The following is a 26,583-nucleotide window of genomic DNA, read 5'->3' on the forward strand; positions in this document are numbered from 1 at the left end:
GTCAGCGACCGCGGAACTCGGGCTCGCGCTTCTCCATGAACGCTGCGACGCCTTCGGAGAAGTCGTCGGTCCGCAGCAGCGGGAGGAGTTGCAAGAACACGTGATGCACGTTCTGTTCGAACGTCTCGGTCTCCGCGGCGCGCATCATCCGCTTGATCGCTCGGACTGCGAGCGGCGCGTTCGATGCGATCTCCTCGGCCATCACGCGCACTCGATCGTGCAACTCCTCCGCTGGCACGACGTGGTTCACCAGACCGAGCTCGAGTGCCTCGCTGGCCAGGAGCGTCCGGCCCGTGAAGGCGATCTCGGCGGCGCGGGCGTAGCCGACCATCCGCGGCAACAGCCACGTGCCACCGCTCTCGGGCAGGATGCCGCGCTTCGCGAAGCCGGGGTTGAGTTTCGCCGTGTCGGCCGCGATGCGGATGTCGCAGCCGAGCGCGAGATCGAGTCCGTAGCCGGCAGCGCCACCGTTGAGTGCGCAGATCGTCGGCGTGTCGAGCTCGTGCAGCACGATCGGCGGGGCGTCGCGGAGCTCGAACTCGCCGGTGAAGCCGCCGTCGTCACCTCCGCCCGACAGGTTGCCGAGACCGCCCTTGGGGCCGGCCATCTGTGCCTGCAGGTCGAGGCCGGCGCAGAAGGCGCGCCCGGCTCCGGTGAGCACGATGCAGCGAGCGTTGCGGTCTCGATCCGCGTCGAGAAGGCGCTCGCTGATCTGAGTCAGCATCTTCGACGAGATCGTGTTGAGCCGCTCCGGAGCGTCGAGCGTGATCCACGCGACGTGGTCGATCACCTCGTAGTGGACCTCGTCGCGCTCCGTTTCGACGGATTCGAGGGGATCGGAGCCGCCCGCCGCGTCTGTGACCGAATCGTTTCCTGCGTGCTCAGAGTTCATGAACTGGAACGTAGTGCGTGGCGCGCTCTGCATTCGATGCCTAGTATTCGCCTACCTGATACGTGTCGGCAATCCCGTCGACACCTTGATAGGGGGAGAAACAACATGCAGAAATCACGCGTCAAGCGCGTCGGTGCGCTGCTCGTCGGTCTCTCGCTCACCGCTGCCGCTTGTGGCAGCGATGACGAGCCCGCCGAGGAAGCACCCACCACGGAAGCCCCGGTCGAAGAAGCTCCTGAAGAGGAAGCTCCGGAGGAAGAGGCTCCCGAAGAGGAAGCACCTGAAGAGGAAGCACCTGAAGAAGAGGCTCCCGAAGAAGAGGCTCCCGAAGAAGAGGCTCCCGAAGAAGAGGCTCCCGAAGAGGAAGCGCCTGCGGGCGGTGCCGACGGCATCCTGCGCATCGGTGGCATCCTGCCCGAGACGGGCAACCTCGCCTTCCTCGGCCCCCCGGAAATCGCTGGTGTGAACCTGGCGGTCCAGGAGATCAACGAAGCTGGTGGCGTGCTCGGCAATCCCGTCGAGTACCTCCCGGGCGACTCGGGCGACAACGGTGAAGTGGCCAACGCCACGGTCGACCGTCTCCTCGCCGAGAATGTCGACGCCTTCATCGGTGCCGCCAGCTCGGGCGTGTCGTTCACGGTGATCGACAAGATCACCCAGGCCGGCAAGGTCCACTTCTCGCCCGCCAACACGTCACCCGCCTTCACCGACTACGACGACAACGGCCTGTACTTCCGTACCGCGCCGTCCGACGTCGTGCAGGGTGCCGCCCTCGCCGATCTGATGATCGACGACGGTGCCGCCACGGTCGGCTACCTGGTCCTCAACGACGCCTACGGCCTCGGTCTCCTCGAATTCTCGAAGGGCCCGTACGAGTCGCAGGGCGGCGTCGTCGTCGCCGAGCAGATCTACGATCCGGCGGCAGAGAACTTCGACGCCGAAGTCGGCGCCGTCGTGGCTGCCGATCCGGACGCGATCGTCATCATCGGCTTCGAGGAGACCTCGCAGATCCTCACCAGCCTGATCGAGGCCGGATTCGGCCCCGACAACAAGCTGGTGTACGGAACGGACGGCAACATGGGCAACGCCCTCGCTGCCAACTTCGACGATCCCTCGGTCGTCGCCGGCATGAAGGGCACCCTCCCGGGTGTCGACGTCAGCTCGCTGGGCGACTTCCGTGACCGTCTCCTCGCCGTCGATCCGGCGCTCGAGGACTTCAGCTACTCGGCAGAGTCCTACGACGCCATCGTCGTCATGGCGCTGGCAGCCATCGTTGCCGGCTCCGACGACGGTGTCGCCATCGGCGCCGAGATCAACGAGATCACCCGCAGTGGCGAGAAGTGCACCACCTTCGCCGAGTGCTTGCCGCTCGCCGAAGCCGGTACCGACCTCGACTACGACGGTGTCTCCGGTCCGCTGGAGTTCATCGACGCTGGTGAGCCGTCGCAGGCCTCGATCCTCATCCTGGAATTCGACGCCGACGGCGTCATCCAGGTCGTGGGTTCGGTCGACGGTCAGATCTGATCCAGATCACCTGAACACCTGAAAACGTGAACGGCCCGGGGCTTGCGCCCCGGGCCGTTTCGCGTCCGGCGTTGGCTCAGTCGATGCGTGGGAGCACCTTGAGCCCGAGCTCATCGAGCGCCTTGGGATCACCGGGGATCGGTGAGTTCGTCATCGGGTCCTGGCCGGACTGGGTCTTGGGGTAGGCGATGACCTCACGGATGTTCTCCTCCCCCGCGAGAATCGCCACCAGGCGGTCGAGGCCGAACGCGAAGCCGCCGTGCGGGGGTGCCCCGTAGTCGAACGGATTCAGGAAGAACCCGAACTTGCGCTCGGCCTCTTCGTCGCTGATACCCAGTGCAGTGAACACCTTGCGTTGCAGTTCCGGCTCGTGGATCCGGATCGAGCCCGAACCGAGCTCCCACCCGTTGAGCACCAGGTCGTACGCGATCGAGCGGACCTGCATGGGGTCGGTATCGAACTTGTCGATGTCGTCGGGGTGCGGCATCGTGAACGGATGGTGGCCTGATTTCGGGGCGCCGGTCTCTTTGTCACGGCCGACGAACAGCGGAAACTCGACCACCCAGACGTAGCGGTACGGACCCTCGTGAACGGGAGGCCGGCCGATCTCGTTGCGGAGCATGCCGAGCACCTCACACGTCGTCATCCAGTCGTCGGCGACGATGAGGAGGAGATCCCCCGGCTCGGCCGACATCGCGTCCTTCAACGCGCCTACTTCGGCATCGGACAGGAACTTCGCCACCGGCGAGTCGAACCCGTCGGCGGTCGCCTTGAGCCAGACGAGGCCCTTGGCACCCGCCGACTTCGCCCGATCCGTGAGCTTGTCGAGTTGATTGCGCCCGTACTCCTCGGCCGCGCCATCGACCTTGATCCCCTTGATCGCTCCCCCGCCCTGGGCTGCACCGGCGAACGCCTTGAACTCGGTCTCCGCGAAGATCGACGTGAGTTCGATGAGTTCCATACCGAAGCGGAGGTCCGGCTTGTCGATGCCGAATCGGTTCATCGCGTCGTGCCACGTGATTCGCTCGATCGGTAAGGGTCGCTCGCCGGTCGCCGCCTCGGCGGCCGCCAGGACCGCCTCGGACACGGCGTCGAGCACGTCGTCTTGTCCGACGAAGCTCATCTCCATGTCGAGTTGCATGAACTCGTACTGCCGGTCAGCGCGAAGGTCTTCGTCACGCAGGCAACGTGCGATCTGGTAATACCGGTCGACGCCGCCGACCATCAGCAGCTGCTTGAAGAGCTGCGGCGACTGCGGCAGCGCGTAGAACGAACCAGGTTCCTTGCGAGACGGGACGAGGAACTCACGAGCGCCTTCGGGAGTCGACGGTACGAGCATCGGCGTCTCGACCTCGACGAATCCCTGCTGATCCATCGCAGTGCGAACCGCGGCATTGACAGTCGAGCGGAGCCGCAGATTCTTCTGCATCCGTGCCCGACGCAGATCGAGGTACCGGTACTGCAGCCGAATGTTCTCATCGACGTTGTCGGCGCGCTCGTCGATCGGGAACGGGGGCGGTTCTGCGACTCGCAGGATCTCCACGTCGCACTCGCCGATCTCGACCGCGCCGGTCGGCAACGCTTCGTTGCGCGTGCCCTCTGGGCGCTCCCGGACCACCCCCGTGACCCGGACCACGTACTCGCTGCGGACGTCGACGTCGTCGTTGACGACGCACTGGATGATGCCGGAATGGTCGCGCAGGTCGATGAACGCGAGATGTTCACCGTGCTCGCGGCGTCGGCCGACCCAGCCGCAGACGCTGACCGTCACGCCGATCTGCTCGGGGCGGAGTTCGCCGCACAAATGGGTTCGCATCGAGGTGGAGCTCATGGTTCGTTTCTCTGGAGGTGATCGATCAGGTCGGTACGGGGGATGGTCACTTGCTCGCCGTTGCCGTGCATCGGCTTCACCGTGAGGGTTCCGGCGGCGAGTTCGTCGTCGCCCAAGATGATGGCGTGGGCAGCACCACTTCGGTTCGCCAGCTTCATCTGGGCTTTCATGCTGCGCTGGTCGAAGCTTCGGTCGGCGGCGAGTCCCGCGGCGCGGAGTTCGGCGGTGATCGCCACCGCCGCCGCGCCGCCGGTGACATCGACGACGAACGCGTCGAGCTCGCGGGTTGTCGCTGCGAACACCCCTTCGTCGTCGCAGGCGAGCAGCGTTCGATCGAGGCCGAGCGCGAACCCGATCCCAGCCGTGGCCGGGCCGCCGAGCGCTTCGACGAGTCCGTCGTAGCGCCCACCTCCGCCGAGCGCGTTCTGCGCCGACTCGAGCGTGCCGCCCTGGAATTCGAAGATCGTCCGGCGGTAGTAGTCGAGGCCGCGCACCAGCTTGGGTTCGACGTCGAAGGGGATGTCGAGCGAACGCAGACCGTCCAGCACGGTGTCGAAGTGATCAGCCGCCTCAGCGGAGTAGAAGTCGGCGATCTGCGGCGCAGCGTCGATCACCGCCCGATCACGCTCCCGCTTCGAATCGAGGACGCGTAGCGGGTTCTTCTGCAGTGTCTCGCGGCTCTGCTCGCTGAGCGCGTCACCGGCCACTTCGAAGTGCGCTCCCAACGCCTCGACGTAGCGGGCGCGGTCGTCGGGTTCACCGAGGCTGTTCACGATCAGGCGAACCTGACGCAATCCGATCCGCTGGTAGAACTCCCAGCCGAGGGCGATCACCTCGACGTCGAGGTGCGCATCGTCGACGCCGAGCGCCTCGATGCCGACCTGGTCGAACTGGCGATAGCGACCCCGTTGCGCCTTTTCCTGCCGGAAGTTCGGGCCGGCATACCAGACCTTCCAGGGAGCGATCGGGCGGTGCTGTGCGAAGGCGCGACACACGCTCGCCGTCATCTCCGGACGCAGCGACACGTGGCGTCCGCCACGGTCTTCGAAGGCGTACAGCTCCTTGGTGACCACGTCGGTCGCCTCACCGATACGCGTGAAGACGCCGACGTCTTCGATCAGCGGGGTGATCAACTGTCCGTATCCCGCCGACTCGACCAACTCGGCGAACACGAGCTGAAAGGCCCGCCAGCGGCCACTTTCGGGTGGCAGGATGTCCCGCATCCCGGGACTGGTCTGGAACGTCGGCACGGCCCGTCAGGCTATCGAGCCGTCAGGCAACGGGCTGTCTTGCACCCGGAATCGTGCGGTACGCGTCGTACACCGACGGGATGCCCTTGATGGTCCGCAGCACCGACTCCAGGTGGCCGGGGTTGGCGAGCTCGAACTCGAAGCGCATCCGCGCCTCGCGGTCGGCTCCGGTGACCGTCTCGCAAGACACGATGTTCACGCGATGCTCAGCCATCGCCGTCGCCACGTCGCGCAGCAGCATCGAGCGGTCGAGTGCGATCACTTCGATCCCGGCCGTGAAGGTCGCCTTCGACCGGGCTTCGCCATCCCAGTCGACTTCGATCATGCGTGTCGTCTGCTCTTCCATCAGCGACACGGCGTTGGCGCAATCGGCACGGTGGACGCTCACACCGCGACCGCGCGTGACGTAGCCGGTGATCTCGTCGCCCGGCACGGGCGTGCAACAGTTGGCAAGTCGCACGAGCATGTCGTCGAGCCCTTCGACATGTACGCCCACCTCGGGTCGCTGCCCCTCACGACGCTGGCGGCGTGGCGTCTCGATCGTCGCAGGTAGCTGCACGTGGTCTTCGCCGTCGCGATAGCCCCGTGCGATGCGCTGTGCGACGCCGACCGCCGACACGTGGTGCTCACCGATCGCAGCGAGCAACGCATCGAGATCGACATAGCCGAGGTCGGAAATGACCTCGTCGAGCTGCTCCGATTTCCACACTTGCGTGACCGGCAGGCCTTCGCGACGCAACCGGTCGGTGAGGTCGTCCCGACCGGCCTCGATCATGTCGAGACGCCGCTCGCGGCTGAACCATTGACGGATCTTGTTGCGCGCACGTGGCGATGCGACGAACGTCAACCAATCCTGCGAGGGACCAGCGGTGTCGACTTTGGAGGTGAAGATCTCGCAGTTGTCACCGCTCTGCATCACGTGATCGAGGCCGACGAGACGACCGTTCACCTTGGCGCCGATCGTGGCGTGTCCGACTTCGGTGTGTACCGCGTACGCGAAATCGACGGTGGTCGAGCCGACCGGCAAGGTGATGACCCGACCCTTTGGCGTGAACACGTACACCTCGTCCTGTTCGAGGTCGGTCTTGAGGCTCTGCATGAACTGGGCAGGGTCAGAGACCTCTTCTTGCCAGTCGATGATGCGTGCGAGCCAGTCGATGTCGGCCAGCGGCGACGTGCCCTTGCCGGAGCGGTCCTTGTACGCCCAATGGGCGGCCACGCCCCACTCGGCTCGCTGGTGCATCTCGTGCGTCCGGATCTGCACCTCGATCGGTTTGCCTGCCGGTCCGATGACCGTCGTGTGCAAGCTCTGGTAGAGGTTGAACTTCGGCATCGCGATGTAATCCTTGAAGCGGCCCACGACCGGTCGCCAGCGACCGTGGATCGAGCCCAACGCCGCATAGCAGTCCTTCATCGTGGGCACGATCACTCTGACGGCGACGAGATCGAAGATGTCGTCGAACTCGAGGCCCTTCACGACCATCTTCTCGTAGATGCTCCAGAGATGCTTCCCTCGACCGGTGACCTCGGCCTCGATCCCGAGCGCAGCAAGCCCCGACCGCACTTCGGCGACCGCTTTCGCCAGGTACACGTCGCGCTCGGGTGTGCGGATCCGAACGAGATGATCGAGCTCGGCGAAGCGCTTGGGATGCAACGAGGAGAACGAGAGGTCCTCCAGTTCCTGCTTCAGCTCCTGCATGCCGAGGCGGTGCGCGAGCGGCGCGTAGATGTCGAGCGTCTCTTGAGCGATGCGCTGCTGCTTTTCGAGCGGCATCGCTGCGATCGTGCGCATGTTGTGCAACCGGTCGGCCAGCTTGATGACCAGCACACGCAGGTCTTTTGCCATCGCCACGAGCATTTTCCGCATGGTCGCGGCCTGTTGCTCTTCGCGAGAATCGAAACGGATACGTTCGAGCTTGGTCACACCGTCGACGATCGCTGCGACATCGCTCCCGAAGCCTTCGTGGACATCGGCCAGGGTGATCTCGGTGTCTTCGACCGCATCATGCAGCAACGCCGCGGCGACCGACACTTCATCGAGGCCGATCTCGGCCACGATCTGTGCGACGGCCAGCGGATGGTTGATGTAGGCCTCACCACTTCGGCGCATCTGCGACTGGTGCGCATCAGATGCCACCCGGTACGCACGGTTGATCGTGCTGATCGGTGACTTCGGATGCCGACGTCGATACGCGGTGAGCAGCGGACCGAGTTCGCCAACGGCTGCAGCGGTCGCCGCCTGGTGCCGGCGCCAGGGAAGAACTCGATCGACGGTGCCCACGGTGCTCGACCTCAGTTGTACCGCAGCAGCGACTTCACCGAGCGCTCCCCGAGTCGGCTCCTGCCACCCAACGAGTCGAGTTCGAGGACGAACCCGAGCCCCGCGACCACCCCGCCCAACGTCTCGACCAGCTTGGCGGTCGCCTGCGCGGTGCCGCCGGTGGCGAGCACGTCGTCGACGATCAGGATGCGTTCTCCGGGGTGAATCGCATCTCGGTGGATCTCGAGCTTGTCGGATCCGTATTCGAGTTGGTATTCCTCACGCACCACCGCCCACGGGAGCTTTCCCGGCTTGCGTACCGGCACGAATCCAGCGCCGATTCGGTACGCGACGGCGGCACCGAAGATGAAGCCCCGAGCTTCCATCCCGACCACTCGGTCGACCGCCACCCCGGCGAACTCGTCGACGAGACCGGACACGGCTTGGGAGAAGGCGACCGAGTCACCGAGCAATGGCGTGATGTCGCGGAAGGTGATGCCGTCCGTTGGATAGTCGGCGACGTCGCGCACGAAGCCGCGCAGCGAGGAGTGGTCACGTACGTGGTCTGGACTCGTCTCGACTGCCATGGTCGGAGGATATCTCCGTCCGTCGCGTCCGACGGTGACCGCCGTCAGCGCCGCTTCTTCTTACGCGGACGCGGTGGGTGCGAGAGAATGCGCTCAGCGGGCACGTGCACCGCTTCGGTCCGGGCGACGTCGTCGTGCTCGTCGAATGACGATCGGTCGGCAGGCTCCTCCGTCAACACACGACCACTCACGCCGGCACCGATCACGGCAGCGCGCAGATCATCGCCGATCAGCCGTTCTCGCCGCGACGTGCGGCCGGACTTCGACTTCAGCACCGCGAGGAGGGGCGAAGCGACGAAGATCGACGAGTAGACACCGGCAATCATGCCGACGAGCAGTGCCAAGCCGAACTCGCGGAGTGTGACGGCGCCGAGCAGGCCGGATCCGATCAGCAACAACGAGATCACCGGCAGGATCGACGACAGACTCGTGTTGATCGAGCGCATCATCACCTGGTTCATCGAGATGTTGACGATGTCCTCGTAGGGCATGCGAACGCTGGCGTACTTCCCCTCGTTCTCCTTGATGCGGTCGAACACGACGATGGTGTCGTAGAGCGAATATCCCAGGATCGTCAAGAACGCGATCACGGTTGCCGGGGTCACCTCGAATTGCAGGACCTCGTACACGCCAACAGCGAACACGACGTCGTGGACCATCGCAGCCAGCGCGGCAACCGCCATGCGCCATTCGAACCGCAGCGAGATGAAGATCGCGACCACGATCAAGAAGATGACCAGTGCTCGCACCGCTTTCTCGGTGATGTCGTTACCCCAGGACGCGCTGGTGAACGAGAAGCTGACCTCGTTGACACCCACGCCAGCGGCCGCGGCGAACTCGCTGGTCAATCGATCGGCGGTCTCGGACGGGACCTCTTTGATCTGGATCGTGACGAAGCTGTCGGCATCCGTCGACCGAGTCTGGATCTTGGATCCCGTAATGGAGACGTCGTTGGCCTCGAGGATGTTCTCCGCCTCGTCGACGTCAAAGGTCTCACCGGCGGGAACGTCCCACGCCTGACCGCCTTCGAAGTCGAGGCCGAGGTTGAGGCCACGGGTAAACATCGACCCGAAGGTGACGACGAACACCACGATCGCGATGATGAGACCGATGCGGCGACGACCGTAGAAGTCGATCGCCGTCTGGCCTCGGAACAGACGCCCCAGTCGGCTCGCTGCGATGTGATCGGCACGACTCACTTGGCCACCTCCAGTCCGAACGCCTTCTTGCCGACCATGAATTTGCTCCGGGCGAGCAGCAGCACCGACGGACGGGTGAAGAAGTAGCAGACGAACAAGTCGCACAGCGTCGTGATGCCCAGGTACAACGCGAACCCGCGGACCGAACCCACGCTGAGCCAGAAGAGGATGGCGGCACCGATCATCGAGACCAGGTCGGCCGACCAGATGGTGCGCCACGTCGACGTGAAACTACGCGGCGCCGCGTTTCTCAGCGTACGTCCGTTGCGGATCTCGTCTTTCATTCGTTCGAAAAACACGACGTAACTGTCGACGGTGACGCCGACCGCGACGATGATGCCGGTGATGCCGGCCAGGCTGAGCGAATAATTGGTCGCGCTCGACACGAACGCCGACACGCTGAACACCGTGGCCGCCCACACCACCATGCCACCCACGATCACGAGAGAGAACCAGCGGTAGTAGGCCAACAAGAGCGCGAGGACGACCATCACGCCGAGCAGGCCGGCGATGATCGCCGCACGCAGCGAATCACTGCCCGCCGACGCCGACACGGTGCGGGCTTCTTGCGCTTCGATCTCGACGGGGAACGCGCCGCGGTTGAGGACCCGAGCGAGGCTGCGCGCCTCGTCCTCCGTGAAGTTGCCCGTGATGGACACCTGATCATCGAAGTTCGGCTGGTTCACCGTCGGCGCCGACTGGATGACGCCGTCGAGCACGATCGCCAACTGGCCCGAGGCACAGGTGGAGGTCCGCGAGAAACACTGCGAAGCCAGGCTGTTCCAGAAGGCGCGACCGTCGCCGCCACGCAGGGTTGCGACGACGCCCCAACCCGGGTTCAGCGTCGCCTCGGCGCCACCACGCTCGAACACGAGCACGCCGGTGGTGTTCTGGTCGGGACCGACACAGAGCGGCAGACCGTCTCGCGAGGGCAGGAGTTCGGCCCCCGGGGTCACCGGCGCGGTCGGCACCGGATCGAGGATCGGCGGCGCCGGATCGACCACCGGATCCGTCGTCGGCACCTCGGTCGCCGGAACCTCCGTCGTGGGCACCTCGGTCGCCGGCACCTCGGTCGTCGGAACCTCCGTCGCGGGCGGTTGGCGAAGTGGTTGCGGGCCGTCGGCGTCGCCGGTCGCGTCCGGGTCGGTGCTTGCCGGGTCGGTGCTGTCGGTCGTCGCAGTGGACAGATCGAAATCGGGAGTCAGGGCGGTCGGTGCGGCCTGGCACTCGAACGGGTTGACCACAGGACGGAGTTGGACTACGCCCGAGACGTTGACCGCCTCGAGCGCCTCTTGTTGATCGTCGACGCCGGGAAGATCGACCACGATCGTCTGCCCTTGAACCCGCACGTCGGGTTCGGCGATCCCGAAGTTCTCCAACTCCTGGCGCACCAGGTCACGGATGACGATGAGGTCCTCGCCGGAGGCCTCCTCGACCGGGGCGAGAATGACCGAGACACCACCTTGCAGGTCGAGCCCGAGAATAGGAGTGTTTCCGGTGACGAGGTTTCCACCGAGCGCTGCAGCGACGACGAGAATCGTCCCGACGAGCGACATCCACAAGCGACGAGTCATCGGGCCAGTCCGGCTCAGTCTGCGTCCGCGGACTGCGCGTCAGCGGCATCATCGACATCATCGGCGTCGGCCGGCTCGTTCGCATCGTCGCTGGTCCGCCCTTGGATCGCAGCTCGGGCGATGCGAACCTGCACGTCGTCGTCGATTTCCAACCAGAAGCGTGTCGGCCCGTCTTCACCGGTGATCGTCCCGAAGAGTCCAGACGTGGTGACGACCTCGTCGCCGACTCCAAGCGCCGCCTGCAGAGCTTGCTGCTCGCGCAGCTTGCGCCGCTGGGGGCGGATCATGAAGAAGTACATCGCGAACGGGATCAGCAAGAGGAGCCCGAGCGAGAACAGCGAACTCGCGCCACTGTTGGTTTCGGCCGATGCAACGAGCGCGGAGAATGAGGGCGAAGACATGACGGGACGAGATGCTAGCGCTCAGGCGTCCCAGACACTGAGCACCTCGGATCGAAGTGTCGCGAACGTGCCGTCGCGGATCGCTGTTCGCATCGCCGCCATCAACTCGATGGTCCACGCCACGTTGTGCACCGACAGCAATCTCGACGCTGTCGGCTCCCCCACCTGCAGCAGGTGCCGGATGTAGCCGCGACTGTGGCGGGCACACACACTGCACGAACACGCCGGATCCAACGGCTCGTCGAGTTCGGCATTGCGGGCCGCCTTCGCTTGGAAACGTCCCGTCGAGGTGAGCGCTGTGCCGTGGCGTCCGAGCCGGGTCTGCATCACACAGTCGAACTGGTCGACGCCGAGTGCCACCGCCTCGACCAAGGAGGCCGGGTCGCCGACCCCCATCAGGTATCGCGGCCGATCGGTCGGCAAGTGTTCGATCGCTGCAGCGAGGGCCGGCAACATCTCGGCTCGGGTCTCCCCCACTGACAAGCCGCCGATGCCGTACCCGTCGAAGCCGATCTCCACCGTGCGGCGGGCACTCTCGGATCGCATCGACTCGCTGATGCCGCCTTGAACGATTCCGAACAGCGCCTGATCCGGCCGCGTGTGGACGGCTTTGGCTCGCGCCGCCCACGTCGTGGTTCGTTCGAGCGCTGTGCGCACCACCTCCGGAGCGCTCGGCAACGGCGGGCACTGATCGAGCACCATCTGGATGTCGGCACCGAGTTCTTGCTGAACTCGCACCGCGTCCTCCGGAGTGAACCGGACCGTCGAACCATCGTAGGTGCTCTTGAACGTGACCCCGTCGTCGTCCACTCTCGGATCGAGTGAGAAGACCTGGAAGCCACCCGAGTCGGTCAAGGTCAAGCCGTCCCATCCGGCGAACGACCCGAGGCCGCCGAACTGTTCGATCAGTTTCGACCCGGGTCGCAGCATCAGGTGATAGGTGTTGCCGAGCACGATCTGGGCGCCGACATCGGCGTAGTCGGCAGCACTCAGGTACTTGATCGCGCCTCGGGTGCCGACGGGCATGAACAACGGCGTCGTGTACGAGCCGTTCGCCGTCGTCGCAGTTCCTGCGCGTGCAGCGCCGTCGACGGCGTCGACGCGAAACTCGACGGGCTTCACGAGGTCGACCGCTCGAGCAACGCCGACCGCTCCAGCAACATCGCGTCGCCGAACGACAAGAACCGGTACTGCTCGCGCAGCGCCACCTCGTACAACTGGCGCCATCGCGGCCCGACGAATGCATCGATCATCATCAACAGTGTGGTCTTGGGCAGATGGAAATTGGTCAACAACACGTCGACCATCTGCCACTCGAACCCACGCGAGATGAACAGGTCGGTTCGACCCGACAGTTCTCCTCGGGCCGCCGCTGACTCGAGGGCGCGTACGGCCGTGGTCCCGATGGCCACCACACGGCCCCCTTGGGCACGCGCCGCAGCGCACGCGTCGATGGTGCTGGGCGGGACCCGATAGCGCTCGGTGTGCATCGGGTGGTCCAGCGGGTTCGTCGTGCTGATCGGTTGGAACGTGTCGAGCCCGACGACGAGTTCGACCGTCGCCACCTGCACGCCTCGCGAGCGCAAACGGTCGAAGAGTTCGTCGGTGAAATGCAGTCCCGCCGTCGGGGCGGCCGCCGACGCCGGTTCGGCTGCGTAGACGGTCTGATAGCGATCCGGATCGTCGAGACGCGTGCGGATGTACGGTGGCAGCGGCATGTCGCCGAGCCGATCGAGCAGATCGAGCGGGTCACCGTCGGTCAGTAACTCGACGTGGAACGTGTCGCCAGCATCGCTGCGTCCGAGCATCCGTACGACCGGTGTCTCATCGTCATCGGTGTGGAGTTCCTCACCCGGTCTGACCTTGCCGCCCGGACGAACCAGCGCCTCCCAGCACCGTCGCGTCTCGTCGAGCGACTCGAGCAACAACACCTCGGCGGCGCCACCCGTGGTGCGGCGCAGCGCGAGGCGCGCCGGGATCACCTTCGTGTCGTTGACCACGAGAAGGTCGTCGGGTCGGAGCAGCTCAGGCAGGTCACGAACCCGTCGATGCTGCGGGACCATGTCGCCCTGGTCGACGAGCAGGCGCGCTGCGTCGCGAGGCGCGATCGGCGTTTGGGCGATCCGGTCCTCGGGCAGCTCGTAGTCGAAATCGGACAGCTGGAGGGGCATGTGCAGGGGGATCAGTCGACGAAGAACGACTCCGTCACCGTGGTCCAGATCGCTTCGTCGCCGGGCTCGAAGATCACCCCGAGCAGCCAGAACAGGTCTCCGGCGCCGTTGGTGCCTCCAGCGAAACGCGTCGTCGCATCGGTACCGGGGCACTGGTAGGTGTTCTCCGTCCCGACGTACACGCCATCGTCGTAGTCGATGCTCTCGACCAGCGTGCAGCCGTCGGCGCCGATGCTGGTGGCAATCCCCTCGAGTCCGGCCGCGCCGGCCTCGGCGCCGTTGCCCGCCGGCGCATCACCCGCCACGATGATCACACCGGGTCGGTTGAACGCCGCCAGGAAGGCGGCCGTGTCGGGCGCGGCGACGAGCTGACGGAGATCGCCATCGGGCCGGCCGTCGACCTGCGTCCACGTCGACGGGACGTCGACGGTGATCGTGCCACTCTCATCGGACACGGACTGCACGTCCGATGACGGGTCTGGCTCCGGCTCCGGCTCCGGCTCCGGCTCCGGGCCTGGCGCTGTGGCGACTCGATCGGCGGCCGCTTCAGCGGCGACGACGAGCGTGGCCTCGTCCAGACCGCAGGACTCGTCGAGGAAGCCAAGCAACTCCCCCTGCAGACCGCCGAAGTCCGCGAGCGCGCTGTTCACCTCGTCCTCGTTGGCGAGGGAGCCCAGTGCGCCGATGTCGTAGTCGACCTCATCGAACGCTGGAAGCATGATGTCGAGCAACTCCTGCGCTCGCCGCGGCGCTGCAGCGAACTCCTCGTCGGGCGCGTTGAGGAGGGCTCCCGAAAGCGAAACCGTCATCTCGTCGAACAGGGAGCGAGCTGCGGTGTCGTCAGATCCTGCGATGAAATCCAAGGCTCTCGCCTGCGAGTAGAAATCCGCGCTGGCGCTGCAGAACGCATCGAGGTCACCACCCTGCGGGTCGGTCGCAGGCGGCTCCGCGACCGGCGGCTCGGTCGCAGACGGTTCGGTGACGGGCGGCTCGGTGACGGGCGGCTCGGTGACGGGCGGCTCGGTGACGGGCGGCTCGGTCGCAGGCGGTTGCGTGGGGTCGGCCGCCAGCAGATCGGAGGCGTTGTCGCCTCCACATGCGGCGAGCCCGAGCAACGCGACGACGGCAAGACCTGTGGTTCGCTTGGTGGAGATCACGAATCGCAGTGTAGAGAAGCAGTGTCAACGCAGCGTGACCCGATCGCGCGTGCGGATCCCACTCCCGGGTTCGCAACGCCCTGAGGGACCCAGATCAGGTCTCGAACAGCGTGGACCCGCCGTCCGAGCGTTGCGACGGCGGCGTCTCCATCCCGATGTGCTCGTACGCCGCGGCCAGCGCCACTCGCCCGCGCGGCGTGCGCGCCAGCATCCCTTGCGTGATCAGGAACGGTTCGTAGACGTCTTCCACGGTCTCGGGCTGTTCGCCGATGCTGATGGCCAGCGTCGACAGGCCGACCGGTCCGCCGCGAAACTGTCCGCACAGGTTCGCGAGAATCGCCCGGTCGACCTTGTCGAGCCCGCGATCGTCGACCCCGAACAGCGCAAGGCCGTCGGAGGCCACGCTCGACGTGATCGCTCCGTCGGCGCGCACTTCGGAGAAGTCCCGAACCAACCGCAACAGCCGGTTGGCGATGCGTGGGGTACCGCGCGATCGACGCGCGATCTGTTTGGCGCCATCGGTGTCGATGTCGACGCCGAGGATGCCCGCAGCCCGCTCCACGATGCGCCGCAGTTCATCGGTGTCGTAGTAGTCGAGCCGAGCGACCAGCCCGAAGCGGTCGCGGAGCGGCCCGGTGATCATTCCGGTTCGGGTCGTTGCCCCGACCAGGGTGAAGGGCGGCATCGTCAAGCGAATACTCGATGCTGCAGGGCCCTTCCCGACCACGATGTCGAGCTGGAAGTCCTCCATCGCCGGATACAAGATCTCCTCCACCGCACGAGACAGCCGGTGGATCTCGTCGATGAACAAGACGTCGCCTTCTTCGAGCTTGGTGAGAATCGCGGCGAGATCGCCCGCACGCTCGAGGGCCGGGCCAGACGTGATGTGGAGCTGTGCGCCCATCTCGACGGCGACGATGCTCGCCAGCGTGGTCTTGCCGAGGCCTGGCGGTCCGGCGAACAGCAGGTGGTCAACCGCCTGCTCGCGGCCGCGCGCCGCCTGCAACATGATCGTCAGGTGTTCTTTGAGCTCACCTTGGCCGACGAACTCGTCGAGCGCCCGAGGCCGGAGTCCAGCATCGACATCGACCTCGTCGCCGGTGGCGACCTGCGGATCGACGGTCGCCCGGTCGCGGGACTCGCTGATGTTCGGGTCGTGGAATTCTTCACGCACGTCGGGCTCCCAGCGCCTTCAGCGCCTCTCTGAGCAGCGTGGCACTGTCGCGGTCGCTGGGCAACTCGCGCAGAACCTCGCGGATCTCGTCGGTGCCGTAACCGAGCCCGGTGAGCGCTTCGCGCACATCCGCCACCGACGAACCACCGCCCGATGCGTTCGCAGACCCGTCCAGCACCGCGATCGACAACCGGTTCTTCAACTCCACGATCAACCGCTCCGCCGTCTTCTTGCCGACCTTCGGCACGAGTTGGAGTGCCGCGACGTCGTTGTTCGCGACCACGTCGATGAGCGCAGCGGGCGGATGCGTGGCCAGCACCGCCATGGCAAGCGATGGACCGACGCCGTGGGTCGCGAGCAGCGTCTGAAACGTGGTCTTGTCGTCGATGGAGGTGAACCCGAAGAGCGTCTGCTCCTGCTCACGAATGTGGTGGTGAATCAGCAAGAACGCCGTCGAACCCGGTTCGAGTTCCGGAATCGCCCGCAGCGAGACCGTCACCAGATAGCCGACGCCGCCCACTTCGAGGAGCACGGTGCCGTCGACGTGACGCTCGATGATCGTTCCACGCAGCGAGCCGATCACGATGTCACCTCGGCAGTGCTGTGGTGTGCCGCACGCTGGCGCAGGTGGCGTCCGATCGGCGACATCGCCAGATGCGTCAACGCCAACGCCGCAGCATCGGCAGCGTCGGCGGGCTTGGGCAGCGCCGAGAGACCGAGTCGCGTCTGCACCATCTTTTGCACTTGTTCCTTGCTGGCGCCGCCCCATCCGGCAACGGCGTCCTTGACCTGGTTGGGCGTGTATTGCGTGACCTCGCAGCCGGCGAGCGCCGCCTCCGCGAGCGCGAGTCCGCTCGCCTGCCCGGTCGCCATCGCCGTGCGCACGTTGACCTGGAAGAACACCTGCTCGACAGCGACCACGTCCGGTGCGAACTCGCGAATCAATGCGGCGAACTCCAGACGCAGCGAAGCGAGACGCGTCGGTAGTGGATCGGATGCCGGCGTTCGGATCACGCCCATCGATACGGCGCGAGCCGTGCTGGCACCCCGACCGTCGACGACGGCGTAGCCGCAACGAGTCAGGCCAGGGTCGATACCGAGCACGCGAGTCGTTCGACTCGTCGTTGCGGAACCGACACCGTTGGCGAACACAGGTTCGTACTGTACTGCTCCGGACACGCCGGCGTGTGGATCAGTCGAGCTTCTCCAGCTCGGCGACGAGTTCTTTCACCGGCCGGAACGTGAGACCTGCGATCGCACGGTGTGCGTAGCGCACGATGCCGTCTGCGTCGATGATGAACACGCTGCGGCGAGGAAACCCGATCGGCCCGAGCGTGCCGTAGGCGCCGGCAACCGCTTTGTCGGTGTCGGCGAGCAGCGGGAACTCGAATCCGTGCTTCGATGAGAACGCTTCGTGGCTCGACACGTCCTGTGCCGAGATCGCGACCACCTGTGCGTCGAGTGCCTCGAACTGCTCGAGCCCTTCGTTGTAGCTGGCGAGTTGGCGAGTGCACACCGGCGTGTCGTCACCCGGGTAGAAGACCAGCACGAGTGGTTTGCCGGCGAACTCCGACAGCGAGTAGGACCGGCCGCCCGTCCCGGTCAGGGTGAATTCCGGAGCCTGCTCGCCGACCGACAAGCTCACGAAGACGCCTCCTCCATCAACTCGTCGCTGATGTCGAAGTTCGAAAAGACGTCTTGAACGTCGTCGTTGTCCTCCAGCGCTTCGAGAATCCGCAAGATCGCCTTCGCATCCTTCGGGTCGGTCACCGGCACCAGATTCTCCGACACCATCGGCGAATCTGCCGACACCACCGGGATCCCGGCCGCTTCGAGTTGTTCTCGCACGCGATAGACCTCCGATGGTTCGGTCATGATGCGCCACCCATCGCCTTCGGCGACGATGTCGTCGGCGCCGGCGTCGAGTGCTGCGAGCATCACGTCGTCTTCTTCGACGCCGGGACCGGTGACGATCACTCCCCTACGGGAGAACTGCCAACCGACCGCGCCGGGCTCGGCCATCGATCCACCGAGCTTGCTGAAGACCTGTCGCACGTCGGCGCTGATCCGGTTGCGGTTGTCGGTCAACACGTCGATCAGCAGCGCCACGCCACCCGGGGCGTACCCCTCGTACATGATCGACTCGTAGATGATGCCCTCGCCCGACTCCCCCGAGCCTCGCTTGACCGCACGGTCGATCGCTTCGTTGGTCATCCTCGCCGCTTTCGCCTTCTGCACGGCGGTCCGCAGCGTCGGATTCATGTCGGGGTCACCGCCCGTCTTGGCGGCCACCTCGATCTGGCGGGCGAGCTTGGCGAACAGCTTGCCGCGGGCGGCGTCGGCAGCGCCCTTCTTGTGCTTGATGGTTGCCCATTTGGAATGGCCGGACATCTCGGTTCTCCGTCAGCAGATCGAGTGGATGAACATTTCGTGGAGCCGCCCGTCGGGAGTCAGCTCGGGGTGGAACGACGCCACGGTACATGCTCCGTGGCGAAGCAGAACAGGCACACCCTCGTGCTCGGCCAACACCTCGATGTCGGGGCCCACCCGCTCGACCGCCGGCGCACGAATGAAGACGGCGTGAAAGACCTCGTCGAGACCGGCAACATCGATGTCGGTCTCGAAGCTCGCCAGTTGGCGCCCGTACCCGTTTCGACGGACGGTGATGTCGACCGAGCCGAAACTGCGCTGGTCAGGGCGCCCATCGAGCACCTCGGCCGCGCACAGGATCATCCCGGCGCAGGTGCCGAACACCGGAAGACCACCAGCGATCCTCTCCTGCAAGTCGTCGAAGAGGTCGTTGGTGGTCAACAGATGCGACATCGTCGTGCTCTCCCCTCCGGGGATCACCAGTGCGTCGAGGTCGTCGAACTGTTCGGCCTTGCGGACGAGCGGCGCCTCGACACCGAGTTCGTGAAGTCGTTGCCGATGAGCGCCGAACGCGCCTTGCAGCGCGAGCACGCCGATTCGCAGCGTCGTCACCAGCCCCGCTCTGCGTATCGCTGGTTGATCTCGTCCATGGCGATGCCGGTCATCGGTGCGCCCAGACCACGGCTGACCTTCGCGAGGATCGCCGGATCGCTGAAGTGTGTCGTTGCCTCGACGATCGCCTTCGCACGTGGGGCGGGATCGTCCGACTTGAAGATGCCCGAGCCGACGAAGACTGCCTCGGCCCCGAGCTGCATCGCCAGCGCCGCGTCGGCTGGCGTGGCGAGACCGCCAGCACAAAAGAGCGGCACCGGAAGCTTGCCGGTCTCGGCGATCTCCTGGATCAGCGGCAGCGGAGCCTGGAGTCGCTTGGCCCAGTCGAACAGCTCGGCCTGATCGGCCTGCGTGATGCGCTTCATGTCGCCGATGATCGAGCGAAGGTGGCGAACCGCCTCGACGACGTTGCCGGTGCCGGCCTCGCCCTTCGAGCGGATCATCGCTGCGCCCTCAGAGATGCGTCGGAGCGCCTCGCCGAGGTTCGTCGCACCACACACGAAGGGCACATCGAACGCGAACTTGTCGATGTGGTGTGCCTCGTCGGCCGGGGTGAGCACCTCGGACTCGTCGACGAAGTCGACGCCGAGCGACTGCAGGATCTGCGCTTCGACGAAGTGACCGATACGAGCCTTGGCCATCACCGGGATCGACACGGCAGCCTGGATGCCGTCGATCATCTCCGGATCACTCATCCGAGCGACACCGCCATCTTTGCGGATGTCGGCCGGCACTCGCTCCAGCGCCATCACGGCGACCGCGCCAGCGTCTTCGGCGACCTTGGCCTGCTCCGGTGTGACGACATCCATGATGACGCCACCCTTCATCATCTCGGCCAGCCCTCGCTTGACGGGGAACGTGCCTGTGCTACGCGTCTCGCTCATGGCGGGGAGCGTACTTTCCGATGCGTTGATTCTGCCTGATCGTTTGCGCGATCAGCCAGGTGTCACCGACACCCGCTCGGTCTCTGGGGCTCGACGTACCGACGATCAGCGGCCGCGGATGATCATGGCGACCGGCGACTCGCCTTCGCCGACGCTGCCATCGAACTCGGCGAGCTCGATCCACGTGTTGCCCGGTGTGAGCGGAATCGGGTTGCCATCGAGATCGTTGAAGCGAATCGGCGCAACGGCGAGCGTGCGGTCCCATTTGCCCTCGATCAGTTCGCCGTTGCTGAACACGTACACGAGTCCTTCGCCGAGGGTCTGCGCCTCGGGCGAGCGAGCGTCGACAGCGCTCGGGCGGTACTCCACCACCATCACGATGACGTTGGTGGCATCGATCGGTCCGTAGGTCTTGTCGACGTGGAACTCGCCGTCCATGATCCGCATGAACCGGGAGGTCTCCGGGTTCCACTCCCAGGTGATGTCTCGGCGGCGCATCTCCAGGTCGAAGCCGGCGACCTCGACACCGGCGAACTCCGAGTTCGCGGCGACGTAGTTCCACTGGATCGGCGGCGCGCCGGGATGATCTTCCGGCGTCTGCTCGTACAGCGCGTCGGTCGAGCTGTACAGGTCGTGCGGGGCGCTCCCCGGGCCGCGGAAGTACCCCGGGCTGCGCTGCGCGTTGAGATCGGTGAGGAACGATTCACGAATGATCCGTGTGACGCCCGGGTTGCCGCCGCTCCAGGCGAAGAGCGGCTCGTTGAACGACGACAGGATGTCGACGTCTTGCGATCGTCCCGACCGGATCGGACCCACCGGGTCGGCATCGTTGGTGTGGAAAACGGCCGCGAAGCGCGTGTTGTTGTCTTCGACGATCTCTTCGAACACGATGTCGGCCACGGCGAGACCAGTGTGATTGACCCGAGCCTGGTTCGCGTTGTCGATCTTCACTGCCAGGGCCGGACGGGTGATCAGTTCGTCGTCGGAGGCCACCGGTTCGCCGGTCAGCGGCTGGCGAATCGCTTCAGGCAGCGTCGTGGTCGTGGTCGCGGCTGGCCGCGTCGTGGTGGTGGTGGTGGTGGTCGACGAAAAGATCGGAGCCTCAGTTGTCGTGGTCTCCTGGGTGGTCGTGGTCTCGTCGGCGTCGCCTCCGCCTCCGCCGCACGCGGCGGCGAGCACGGCAGCAGCGGTCAACACGCCCACGAGGCGCAGCGAAGTCATGGGGGATGTGATCATCAGAGTTCTCTCAGCAGTGCGATGCGCTCGTCGAGCGGTGGATGGGTAGCGAACATCTTGTGCACGCCGGCGAGCTTTCCGCTGTCACCCACGCCACTCATCGGTTGTTCGATCCACAAGTGTGCCGTAGCGGTCGACGCACTGTGCGTCACGGTGGTGTCTTGTTGGAGTTTCTCCAGCGCGGAGATCAATCCAGGCGGGTACCGAGTCAGCTGGCAGGCGCTGACATCGGCAAGTGTCTCGCGGCGCCTCGAGATCGTCGCTTGCATCGCCTTGGCAATCAAGGGCGCGAGGATCAGCAGCGCGAACCCGACGATGGCCAGCGGGTTGTTCGTGTTGTTCCGATCTCCCGAGCGCGGCACACGCCCACCGTTCCACCACATCATGCGGATGGCGAGGTCGGTCATCAGTGCGACGGCGCCGACCATCGTGACCGCGAGCGTCGACACCAGGATGTCGTAGTTGCGGATGTGGCTGAGTTCGTGCGCCACGACACCTTCGAGTTCGACCCGGTTCATCGTGTCGAGCAGACCCGTGGTCACGGCGATCGCCGCATGGTTCGGGTTGCGGCCCGTCGCGAATGCATTGGGAGCGGGGTCGTCGACGATGTACACCCCCGGCTTGGGCAGTCCGCCGGCGATGCAGAGGCCTTCCACCAGGTTGTGGAGGCGCTGATACTGCTGTGGGTCGGCCGGGACCGCCCGGCTCATCCGCAGCGCGATGGCATCGGCCTTCCAGTACGAAGCGAAGGCGAACGCGCCGCTGAGGACGAGCGCTACGACGGTGAAAATCGGACCGTTGCCGACCAGGAAGCCGATGACGGCACCGACGAGTGCCACGACGATGACGAAGCCGGCGACCAGCAGGACACTGCGCCGCTTGTTGGCGCGGATGAGCTCGAACATCAGAACTCGACGTTCGGCACCGAACGCGCCGCTTCGTCGGCTTCGAAATACTCTCGCGGCACGTACTTGAGCGACTTCGCCAAGAAGTTGGTCGGCACCGATTCGATCTTGTTGTTGTAGGCCAACACGCTGTCGTTGTAGAACTGCCGCGCGTACGCCACCCGGCCCTCGGTCGCCGAGAGCTCTTCTTGCAGGGCCAGGAAGTTCTGGTTCGCCTTCAGGTCGGGATACGCCTCTCCGAGCGCGAACAGTTGACGCAGGGCACCGGTCATCAGGTTGTCGGCAGCGGCCTGGTCGTGCGGTGTGTCGGGCGCCGCGATCGCCACGTTTCGGGCCTGGATGACGCCTTCGAGCGTCTGGCGCTCGTGGGCGGCGTAGCCCTTCACGGTCTCGACGAGGTTGGGGATCAGATCGATGCGCCGCTTCAGCTGCACGTCGATCTGCGACCACGCGTTCTCGACCTGGTTCTTGCTGCGTACCAGCCCGTTGTAGAGCACGACGCCGACGACGAGCACCAGCACGACGACCACGATGAGGATGATGATCTCCATTGCGCCAAGTGTACGGCGGGGCGCCTCGCCCAGCGGCGATGCGCCAGCGATGGCCATTCGAGCGCCAGCCGCGCCGCCAGCCGCGCCGCCAGCCGCGCCGCCAGCCGAGCCGCCGTTCACGCGGTCAACGAGCGCCGGAGCGGTCCGCGATCACCTCGTGGTAGATCTTCAGGTATTCGTCGGCGAGCGCTGACATCGCGAACCGTTCGGCTCGGTGAGCTCCCGCTTCGCGGAGTCGTGCTGCCAGGGGTGCGTCGACAAGTGCTCGTTCGAGCGCGACCGCCAGTCCGGCGACGTCGCCGGGAGCCGACAGCAGTGCATCGACGTCATGGGTCGCGACGTTCTGGTAGCCGTCGAGCGAACTCGCCACGACCGTGGTCTGCGCGGCCATCGCCTCGATCAGCACCACGCCGAACGATTCGCCACCGAGCGACGGAGCGCAGAACACGTCGGCGGTTCGCAATCGGGCGAACTTCTCGGCGTCGCTGATCCGGCCAAGCCACTTGATCCGATCGTCGCCGACGGTCAGGGCGGTCAACTCTGCGGTGTCGGGTCCGCTGCTGGCGATCCACAACTCGGCATCGACCGGAACGTGCCGAAACGCCTCGAGGAGCACGCGGAGTCCCTTTCGGACCTCGTGGCGACCGCAGAAGAAAACCGCAGGAGGCGCGCCGACCGGACGATCGAGGGGTCGCGCCGAACGGATCTGAGCGACCTCGACGCCATTGAACAACACGTCGTAGTCGCCGCCGAGGTACGACTGCACCAGCGCGAGCGCGTCTTTCGACACCACCACCTTGCGATCGATCCGATTGATCAAACGGGCGAGAAAAGGACGCAGCATGCGATACATCGCGGACACGCCCGCGGCATGAAACGTGCCGACGGTCGGATGGCGATGGGTGAGGGTCGCCGTCACGGTCGGGCCGGGGGCGAGCGGTTCGTGGACGTGCACGATGTCGAAGTGCTCCTCGTCGAGCGCGCGGATGGTACGCATCACCGCCGGCGGATCCGGCGCCAGCGGAGCGATCGAGCCGTTGGCCGCAGTCGGCAGCGACTTGCCGAGCGGGGTGACGAAGCTCTCCGGCGGCGGGCCATCGCACGGTCCGAGCACTCTGGCCTCATGGCCTCGACGCCGCAGTTCACGAGCCAGGCCGAGCACCTGCATCTGCACCCCACCGGGCACCGTCAGGCTGTAGGGACACACGATGCCGATGCGCAACGAGCGCGTCGGCGACGACGCGAGCGACGAAGCAGCCGGCACCGAGTTCGGGACAGCACTCGGGACAGCGCGTGGGACGATGTCAGCCATTGGTGGCAGCGTAGACCGACGGCTCGTCGCTGATGCCGAAGCGTCGGTGGAGCACGGCGACTTCGAGCGGACGGGACAGCAGGTACCCCTGACCGATGTCGCAACCGAGTTGACGGAGCGCGGCGAGCTGCGTCGGCCGCTCGATCCCTTCCGCGACGCTCGTGATCTCGAGCGTCGCCGACATCTGCAGGATCATTCGCGCCAGACTCGATCGTTTCGCATCGCCGTCGACCTCGTCGACGAACTGGCGGTCGATCTTCAAGATGTCGACGGGGAATCGTTGCAGGTACGACAGCGAGCAATAACCGGTGCCGAAGTCGTCGATGGCGATGCGGACCCCGAGGTCGCGCAGCTCCTGCAGCACGCTCGACGCCGACTCGACCTCTTCGACGAGCACGGTCTCGGTCACTTCGAGCAGCACGTTCGCTGGCGCCAGCCGGTTCGTCACCAGCGCGCGTCGGACGTCGTCGACGAAGCCTTCGGCACGGAGCTGGATCGCCGACACGTTGATGCTCACGTACCGACGGCCGCGCGCCTGCCAACGCTGCGCCTCGCGCATCGCCTCGTTCATCACCCAGGTGCCGATCGGGCGGATCAGCCCCGAGCGCTCGGCGATCGGGATGAACTCGCCGGGAGAGACTTCGCCGCGCACCGGATGCCGCCAGCGAACCAGCGCCTCGGCACCGAGCACCTCACCGGTCGCCAGCGACACGAGCGGCTGGTAGACCAGTCGCAACTCGCCGTTGTCGAGCGCGTTGCCGAGCTCGGATCGGAACTCCAGTTGACTCGTCGCTCCCAGGCGCATCGCCGGATCGAAGATCTTGATCTGCCCTTTTCCGGCCCGCTTGGCTTCGTACATCGCGATGTCGGCATCGCGAAGCAGGCTCGACGTCGTCATCCCCGGCGCGGCCACTGCGACACCGACGCTCGCAAGTACCGCGAGGTCGTAGCCGGCGAGTTGGACCGGCTGACGCAGTTCTTCGAGCAGGCGCTGCGCCACGTCGAGCGCGCGATCCACGCCGCCACGGTCTTCCAGCAACAGCGCGAACTCGTCGCCGCCGAGTCGTGCCGGAGTGTCGCCAGATCCAGCGACGTGACGAATGCGGTCGGCGATGGTCCGCAGCAATTGGTCGCCCACGCCATGGCCGAGCGCGTCGTTGACCGACTTGAAGTCGTCGAGATCGACGAAGAGCACGACGACCGGGTCGGTTTCGGGACGCGCCACTCGCAACGCGTGGTCCATCCGGTCGAGGAACAGCGCTCGGTTCGCCAAGCCGGTCAGCTCGTCGTGGTACGCACGGTGGCTGAGCTGGCGTTCGAGGTTGCGCTGCTCGGTGACGTCACGGAAGGTGGCCACGATGCCGTCGACGGCATCGCCACCGAGCAGGTTGGCGATCGTCGACTCCATCCGTCGACGCTGCCCGTCGACACGGACGAGGTTCGACTCGAATTTCACCGTGCCCTCGGCACCCATCTCGATCACGCGTTCGAGTTCCGAGCGTGCCCGCTCGCGATCCTCGTCGGCGATCAGATCGACCACGGGACGTCCGATCCAGTCCGACGACCGATGACCGAGCGTGCCGATGAGACCGGGGCTCGCGTACTTGATGCCACCCGACTCATCGATCAACATCACGACGTCGCTGGAATGCTCGACCATGGCAGCGAGACGATCCTGACCTCGTCGTTCGGTCAGCGTGCGCACCGAGTCCATGAGGCCCCACATCCGCGCCAACGCGAGGACGACCGAGACGACCGCAGCGAGTGCGACGGCGAATCGGGTGGCGATCGACCCCAGGTCGCTGATCGTCAGGGCGAGCAGCACCGTCAAGGGGGTCAGCACCGCGACGCTCAAGCCCACCGTCCTGCCAACGCTGAGCGCCATTGCCTGGTCGTCATCGGAGACGTGGGTCGACCGGCAGAGCCGCATCGCCGCCCAGCCCACGACCAGCGGGGCGACCACGCCGAGCGCGGCGACGCCACTCCCCGCGCTGAACTCGTTGCGCAATTCCAGCACGCCGCGCAGCGCATCGGACGTCGTCTGGACACCGATGCCCACGACGAGCGCGACGAGCGGCACGTGGCGGAAGCCGGCGTGAGCCAGCAGACGGAACGCTGCTGCGAACGCAACCGCACCGAGGACCGGAGCGACGCCCGCCCAGATCGTCTGCGACAGCCCGAGGTCGTCGTCGCCCAGATACGGCTCGACGACGACCAACCAGATGCCGACTCCGACAGCGATGCCGACGATGGCGAATTCGAATGACCCGAACGCATCGTGGTCCGGAGCGGTTCCCCGGCTGAGCAGGACCAACGCGCCGGCGAGGACCGCGATCGATGCGATGTGCAGGCCGTCGGAGACCGACGGGAACGTCGACGCTGCGTCGCCGAAATACACCATCGACCACACCAGATGCGCAGCGACGAGTAAGCCCAGCGACACGGCGACCATCGCCCACGGCACCACGCGCGGCGGATGATGGCGAGCGATGCCGGCGATGACTGCGATGAAGCCGATGGCGGGAGCAGCGACGCGGATCGACTCGGCGGCGCTGCTCGGTTCCGCAAGGAGGTACGCGACGACGAGCACGATGCCCAGCACCATCAGCGCGAGCGAGCGCCGCGATGCAGAGAGTCCCAGAGTTCCAGCGATGCTCATGTTGTCGGCAAGTTCGCGTCAGGAGTTGAGTCGA

General features: G+C 65.8%; 24 protein-coding genes. 1 reads left to right on the plus strand and 23 read right to left on the minus strand.

Features of this window, described 5'->3' with window-relative positions; genetic code table 11:
- Nucleotide 1: 1 nt before the first annotated feature.
- On the minus strand, nt 2-892 hold the full coding sequence (locus tag ACE37B_RS02725; RefSeq protein WP_409921743.1) for an enoyl-CoA hydratase/isomerase family protein: 891 nt from the start codon (nt 890-892) through the stop codon (nt 2-4).
- 105 nt (nt 893-997) lie between these two features.
- Here ACE37B_RS02725 and ACE37B_RS02730 point away from each other — a divergent pair, with 105 nt between their 5' ends.
- On the plus strand, nt 998-2,416 hold the full coding sequence (locus ACE37B_RS02730) for an ABC transporter substrate-binding protein (protein ID WP_409921744.1): 1,419 nt from the start codon (nt 998-1,000) through the stop codon (nt 2,414-2,416).
- Between the two features lie 76 nt (nt 2,417-2,492).
- Here the strand turns inward: ACE37B_RS02730 and aspS are convergent, their stop codons facing one another.
- From aspS to ACE37B_RS02840, 22 genes are all read right to left on the minus strand, one after another.
- Nucleotides 2,493-4,247, minus strand: a complete 1,755-nt coding sequence (aspS, locus tag ACE37B_RS02735) for an aspartate--tRNA ligase (RefSeq protein WP_409921745.1) — start codon at nt 4,245-4,247, stop codon at nt 2,493-2,495.
- Complete coding sequence (gene hisS, locus ACE37B_RS02740; protein WP_409921746.1) at nt 4,244-5,497, minus strand: histidine--tRNA ligase; 1,254 nt, start codon at nt 5,495-5,497, stop codon at nt 4,244-4,246. The genes aspS and hisS overlap by 4 nt, the downstream gene beginning before the upstream one ends.
- A 22-nt stretch (nt 5,498-5,519) precedes the next feature.
- Nucleotides 5,520-7,778 carry a RelA/SpoT family protein gene (locus tag ACE37B_RS02745; RefSeq protein WP_409921747.1) on the minus strand — a complete coding sequence of 753 codons (2,259 nt, stop codon included), beginning with the start codon at nt 7,776-7,778 and terminating at the stop codon, nt 5,520-5,522.
- Between the two features lie 11 nt (nt 7,779-7,789).
- A complete protein-coding gene (locus ACE37B_RS02750) occupies nt 7,790-8,344 on the minus strand; it encodes an adenine phosphoribosyltransferase (protein ID WP_409921748.1) in 555 nt (184 codons plus the stop codon).
- Nucleotides 8,345-8,388: 44 nt separating this feature from the next.
- Nucleotides 8,389-9,543 carry a protein translocase subunit SecF gene (gene secF / locus ACE37B_RS02755; RefSeq protein ID WP_409921749.1) on the minus strand — a complete coding sequence of 385 codons (1,155 nt, stop codon included), beginning with the start codon at nt 9,541-9,543 and terminating at the stop codon, nt 8,389-8,391.
- Nucleotides 9,540-11,117: a preprotein translocase subunit SecD gene (gene secD, locus ACE37B_RS02760; protein WP_409921750.1), complete on the minus strand. Its 1,578-nt coding sequence runs from the start codon at nt 11,115-11,117 to the stop codon at nt 9,540-9,542. The genes secF and secD overlap by 4 nt, the downstream gene beginning before the upstream one ends.
- Nucleotides 11,118-11,131: 14 nt before the next feature.
- A complete protein-coding gene (yajC, locus tag ACE37B_RS02765; RefSeq protein WP_409921751.1) occupies nt 11,132-11,518 on the minus strand; it encodes a preprotein translocase subunit YajC in 387 nt (128 codons plus the stop codon).
- 21 nt (nt 11,519-11,539) lie between these two features.
- On the minus strand, nt 11,540-12,640 hold the full coding sequence (gene tgt / locus ACE37B_RS02770) for a tRNA guanosine(34) transglycosylase Tgt (protein ID WP_409921752.1): 1,101 nt from the start codon (nt 12,638-12,640) through the stop codon (nt 11,540-11,542).
- Nucleotides 12,637-13,689 carry a tRNA preQ1(34) S-adenosylmethionine ribosyltransferase-isomerase QueA gene (gene queA, locus ACE37B_RS02775; protein WP_409921753.1) on the minus strand — a complete coding sequence of 351 codons (1,053 nt, stop codon included), beginning with the start codon at nt 13,687-13,689 and terminating at the stop codon, nt 12,637-12,639. The genes tgt and queA overlap by 4 nt, the downstream gene beginning before the upstream one ends.
- A gap of 11 nt (nt 13,690-13,700) precedes the next feature.
- Nucleotides 13,701-14,846, minus strand: coding sequence for a hypothetical protein (locus tag ACE37B_RS02780; protein WP_409921754.1), 1,146 nt, complete (start codon nt 14,844-14,846; stop codon nt 13,701-13,703).
- Nucleotides 14,847-14,940: 94 nt separating this feature from the next.
- On the minus strand, nt 14,941-16,020 hold the full coding sequence (ruvB, locus tag ACE37B_RS02785) for a Holliday junction branch migration DNA helicase RuvB (RefSeq protein WP_409921755.1): 1,080 nt from the start codon (nt 16,018-16,020) through the stop codon (nt 14,941-14,943).
- Nucleotides 16,013-16,603: a Holliday junction branch migration protein RuvA gene (ruvA, locus tag ACE37B_RS02790; RefSeq protein ID WP_409921756.1), complete on the minus strand. Its 591-nt coding sequence runs from the start codon at nt 16,601-16,603 to the stop codon at nt 16,013-16,015. The genes ruvB and ruvA overlap by 8 nt, the downstream gene beginning before the upstream one ends.
- Nucleotides 16,600-17,172: a crossover junction endodeoxyribonuclease RuvC gene (gene ruvC, locus ACE37B_RS02795; RefSeq protein ID WP_409921757.1), complete on the minus strand. Its 573-nt coding sequence runs from the start codon at nt 17,170-17,172 to the stop codon at nt 16,600-16,602. Before ruvC ends, ruvA begins: the two co-directional genes overlap by 4 nt.
- Before the next feature lie 40 nt (nt 17,173-17,212).
- On the minus strand, nt 17,213-17,665 hold the full coding sequence (locus ACE37B_RS02800; protein WP_409921758.1) for a peroxiredoxin: 453 nt from the start codon (nt 17,663-17,665) through the stop codon (nt 17,213-17,215).
- Complete coding sequence (locus ACE37B_RS02805; protein WP_409921759.1) at nt 17,662-18,411, minus strand: YebC/PmpR family DNA-binding transcriptional regulator; 750 nt, start codon at nt 18,409-18,411, stop codon at nt 17,662-17,664. The genes ACE37B_RS02800 and ACE37B_RS02805 overlap by 4 nt, the downstream gene beginning before the upstream one ends.
- Before the next feature lie 12 nt (nt 18,412-18,423).
- Nucleotides 18,424-18,987 carry a pyridoxal 5'-phosphate synthase glutaminase subunit PdxT gene (gene pdxT, locus ACE37B_RS02810; RefSeq protein WP_409922882.1) on the minus strand — a complete coding sequence of 188 codons (564 nt, stop codon included), beginning with the start codon at nt 18,985-18,987 and terminating at the stop codon, nt 18,424-18,426.
- A gap of 11 nt (nt 18,988-18,998) precedes the next feature.
- Complete coding sequence (pdxS, locus tag ACE37B_RS02815; protein ID WP_409921760.1) at nt 18,999-19,886, minus strand: pyridoxal 5'-phosphate synthase lyase subunit PdxS; 888 nt, start codon at nt 19,884-19,886, stop codon at nt 18,999-19,001.
- A gap of 105 nt (nt 19,887-19,991) precedes the next feature.
- Nucleotides 19,992-21,107 (minus strand): DUF3048 domain-containing protein, encoded by a 1,116-nt coding sequence (locus ACE37B_RS02820; RefSeq protein WP_409921761.1) that lies wholly within the window; start codon nt 21,105-21,107, stop codon nt 19,992-19,994.
- Between the two features lie 14 nt (nt 21,108-21,121).
- Complete coding sequence (locus ACE37B_RS02825; protein WP_409921762.1) at nt 21,122-22,027, minus strand: M48 family metallopeptidase; 906 nt, start codon at nt 22,025-22,027, stop codon at nt 21,122-21,124.
- Nucleotides 22,027-22,578, minus strand: a complete 552-nt coding sequence (locus ACE37B_RS02830; protein ID WP_409921763.1) for a LemA family protein — start codon at nt 22,576-22,578, stop codon at nt 22,027-22,029. The genes ACE37B_RS02825 and ACE37B_RS02830 overlap by 1 nt, the downstream gene beginning before the upstream one ends.
- A gap of 124 nt (nt 22,579-22,702) precedes the next feature.
- Nucleotides 22,703-23,890 carry a glycosyltransferase family 4 protein gene (locus tag ACE37B_RS02835; protein WP_409921764.1) on the minus strand — a complete coding sequence of 396 codons (1,188 nt, stop codon included), beginning with the start codon at nt 23,888-23,890 and terminating at the stop codon, nt 22,703-22,705.
- Nucleotides 23,883-26,549 (minus strand): putative bifunctional diguanylate cyclase/phosphodiesterase, encoded by a 2,667-nt coding sequence (locus tag ACE37B_RS02840; RefSeq protein ID WP_409921765.1) that lies wholly within the window; start codon nt 26,547-26,549, stop codon nt 23,883-23,885. Before ACE37B_RS02840 ends, ACE37B_RS02835 begins: the two co-directional genes overlap by 8 nt.
- Nucleotides 26,550-26,583: the final 34 nt, after the last annotated feature.

The organism is Ilumatobacter sp. (assembly GCF_046290335.1).
Lineage (GTDB): Bacteria > Actinomycetota > Acidimicrobiia > Acidimicrobiales > Ilumatobacteraceae > Ilumatobacter_A.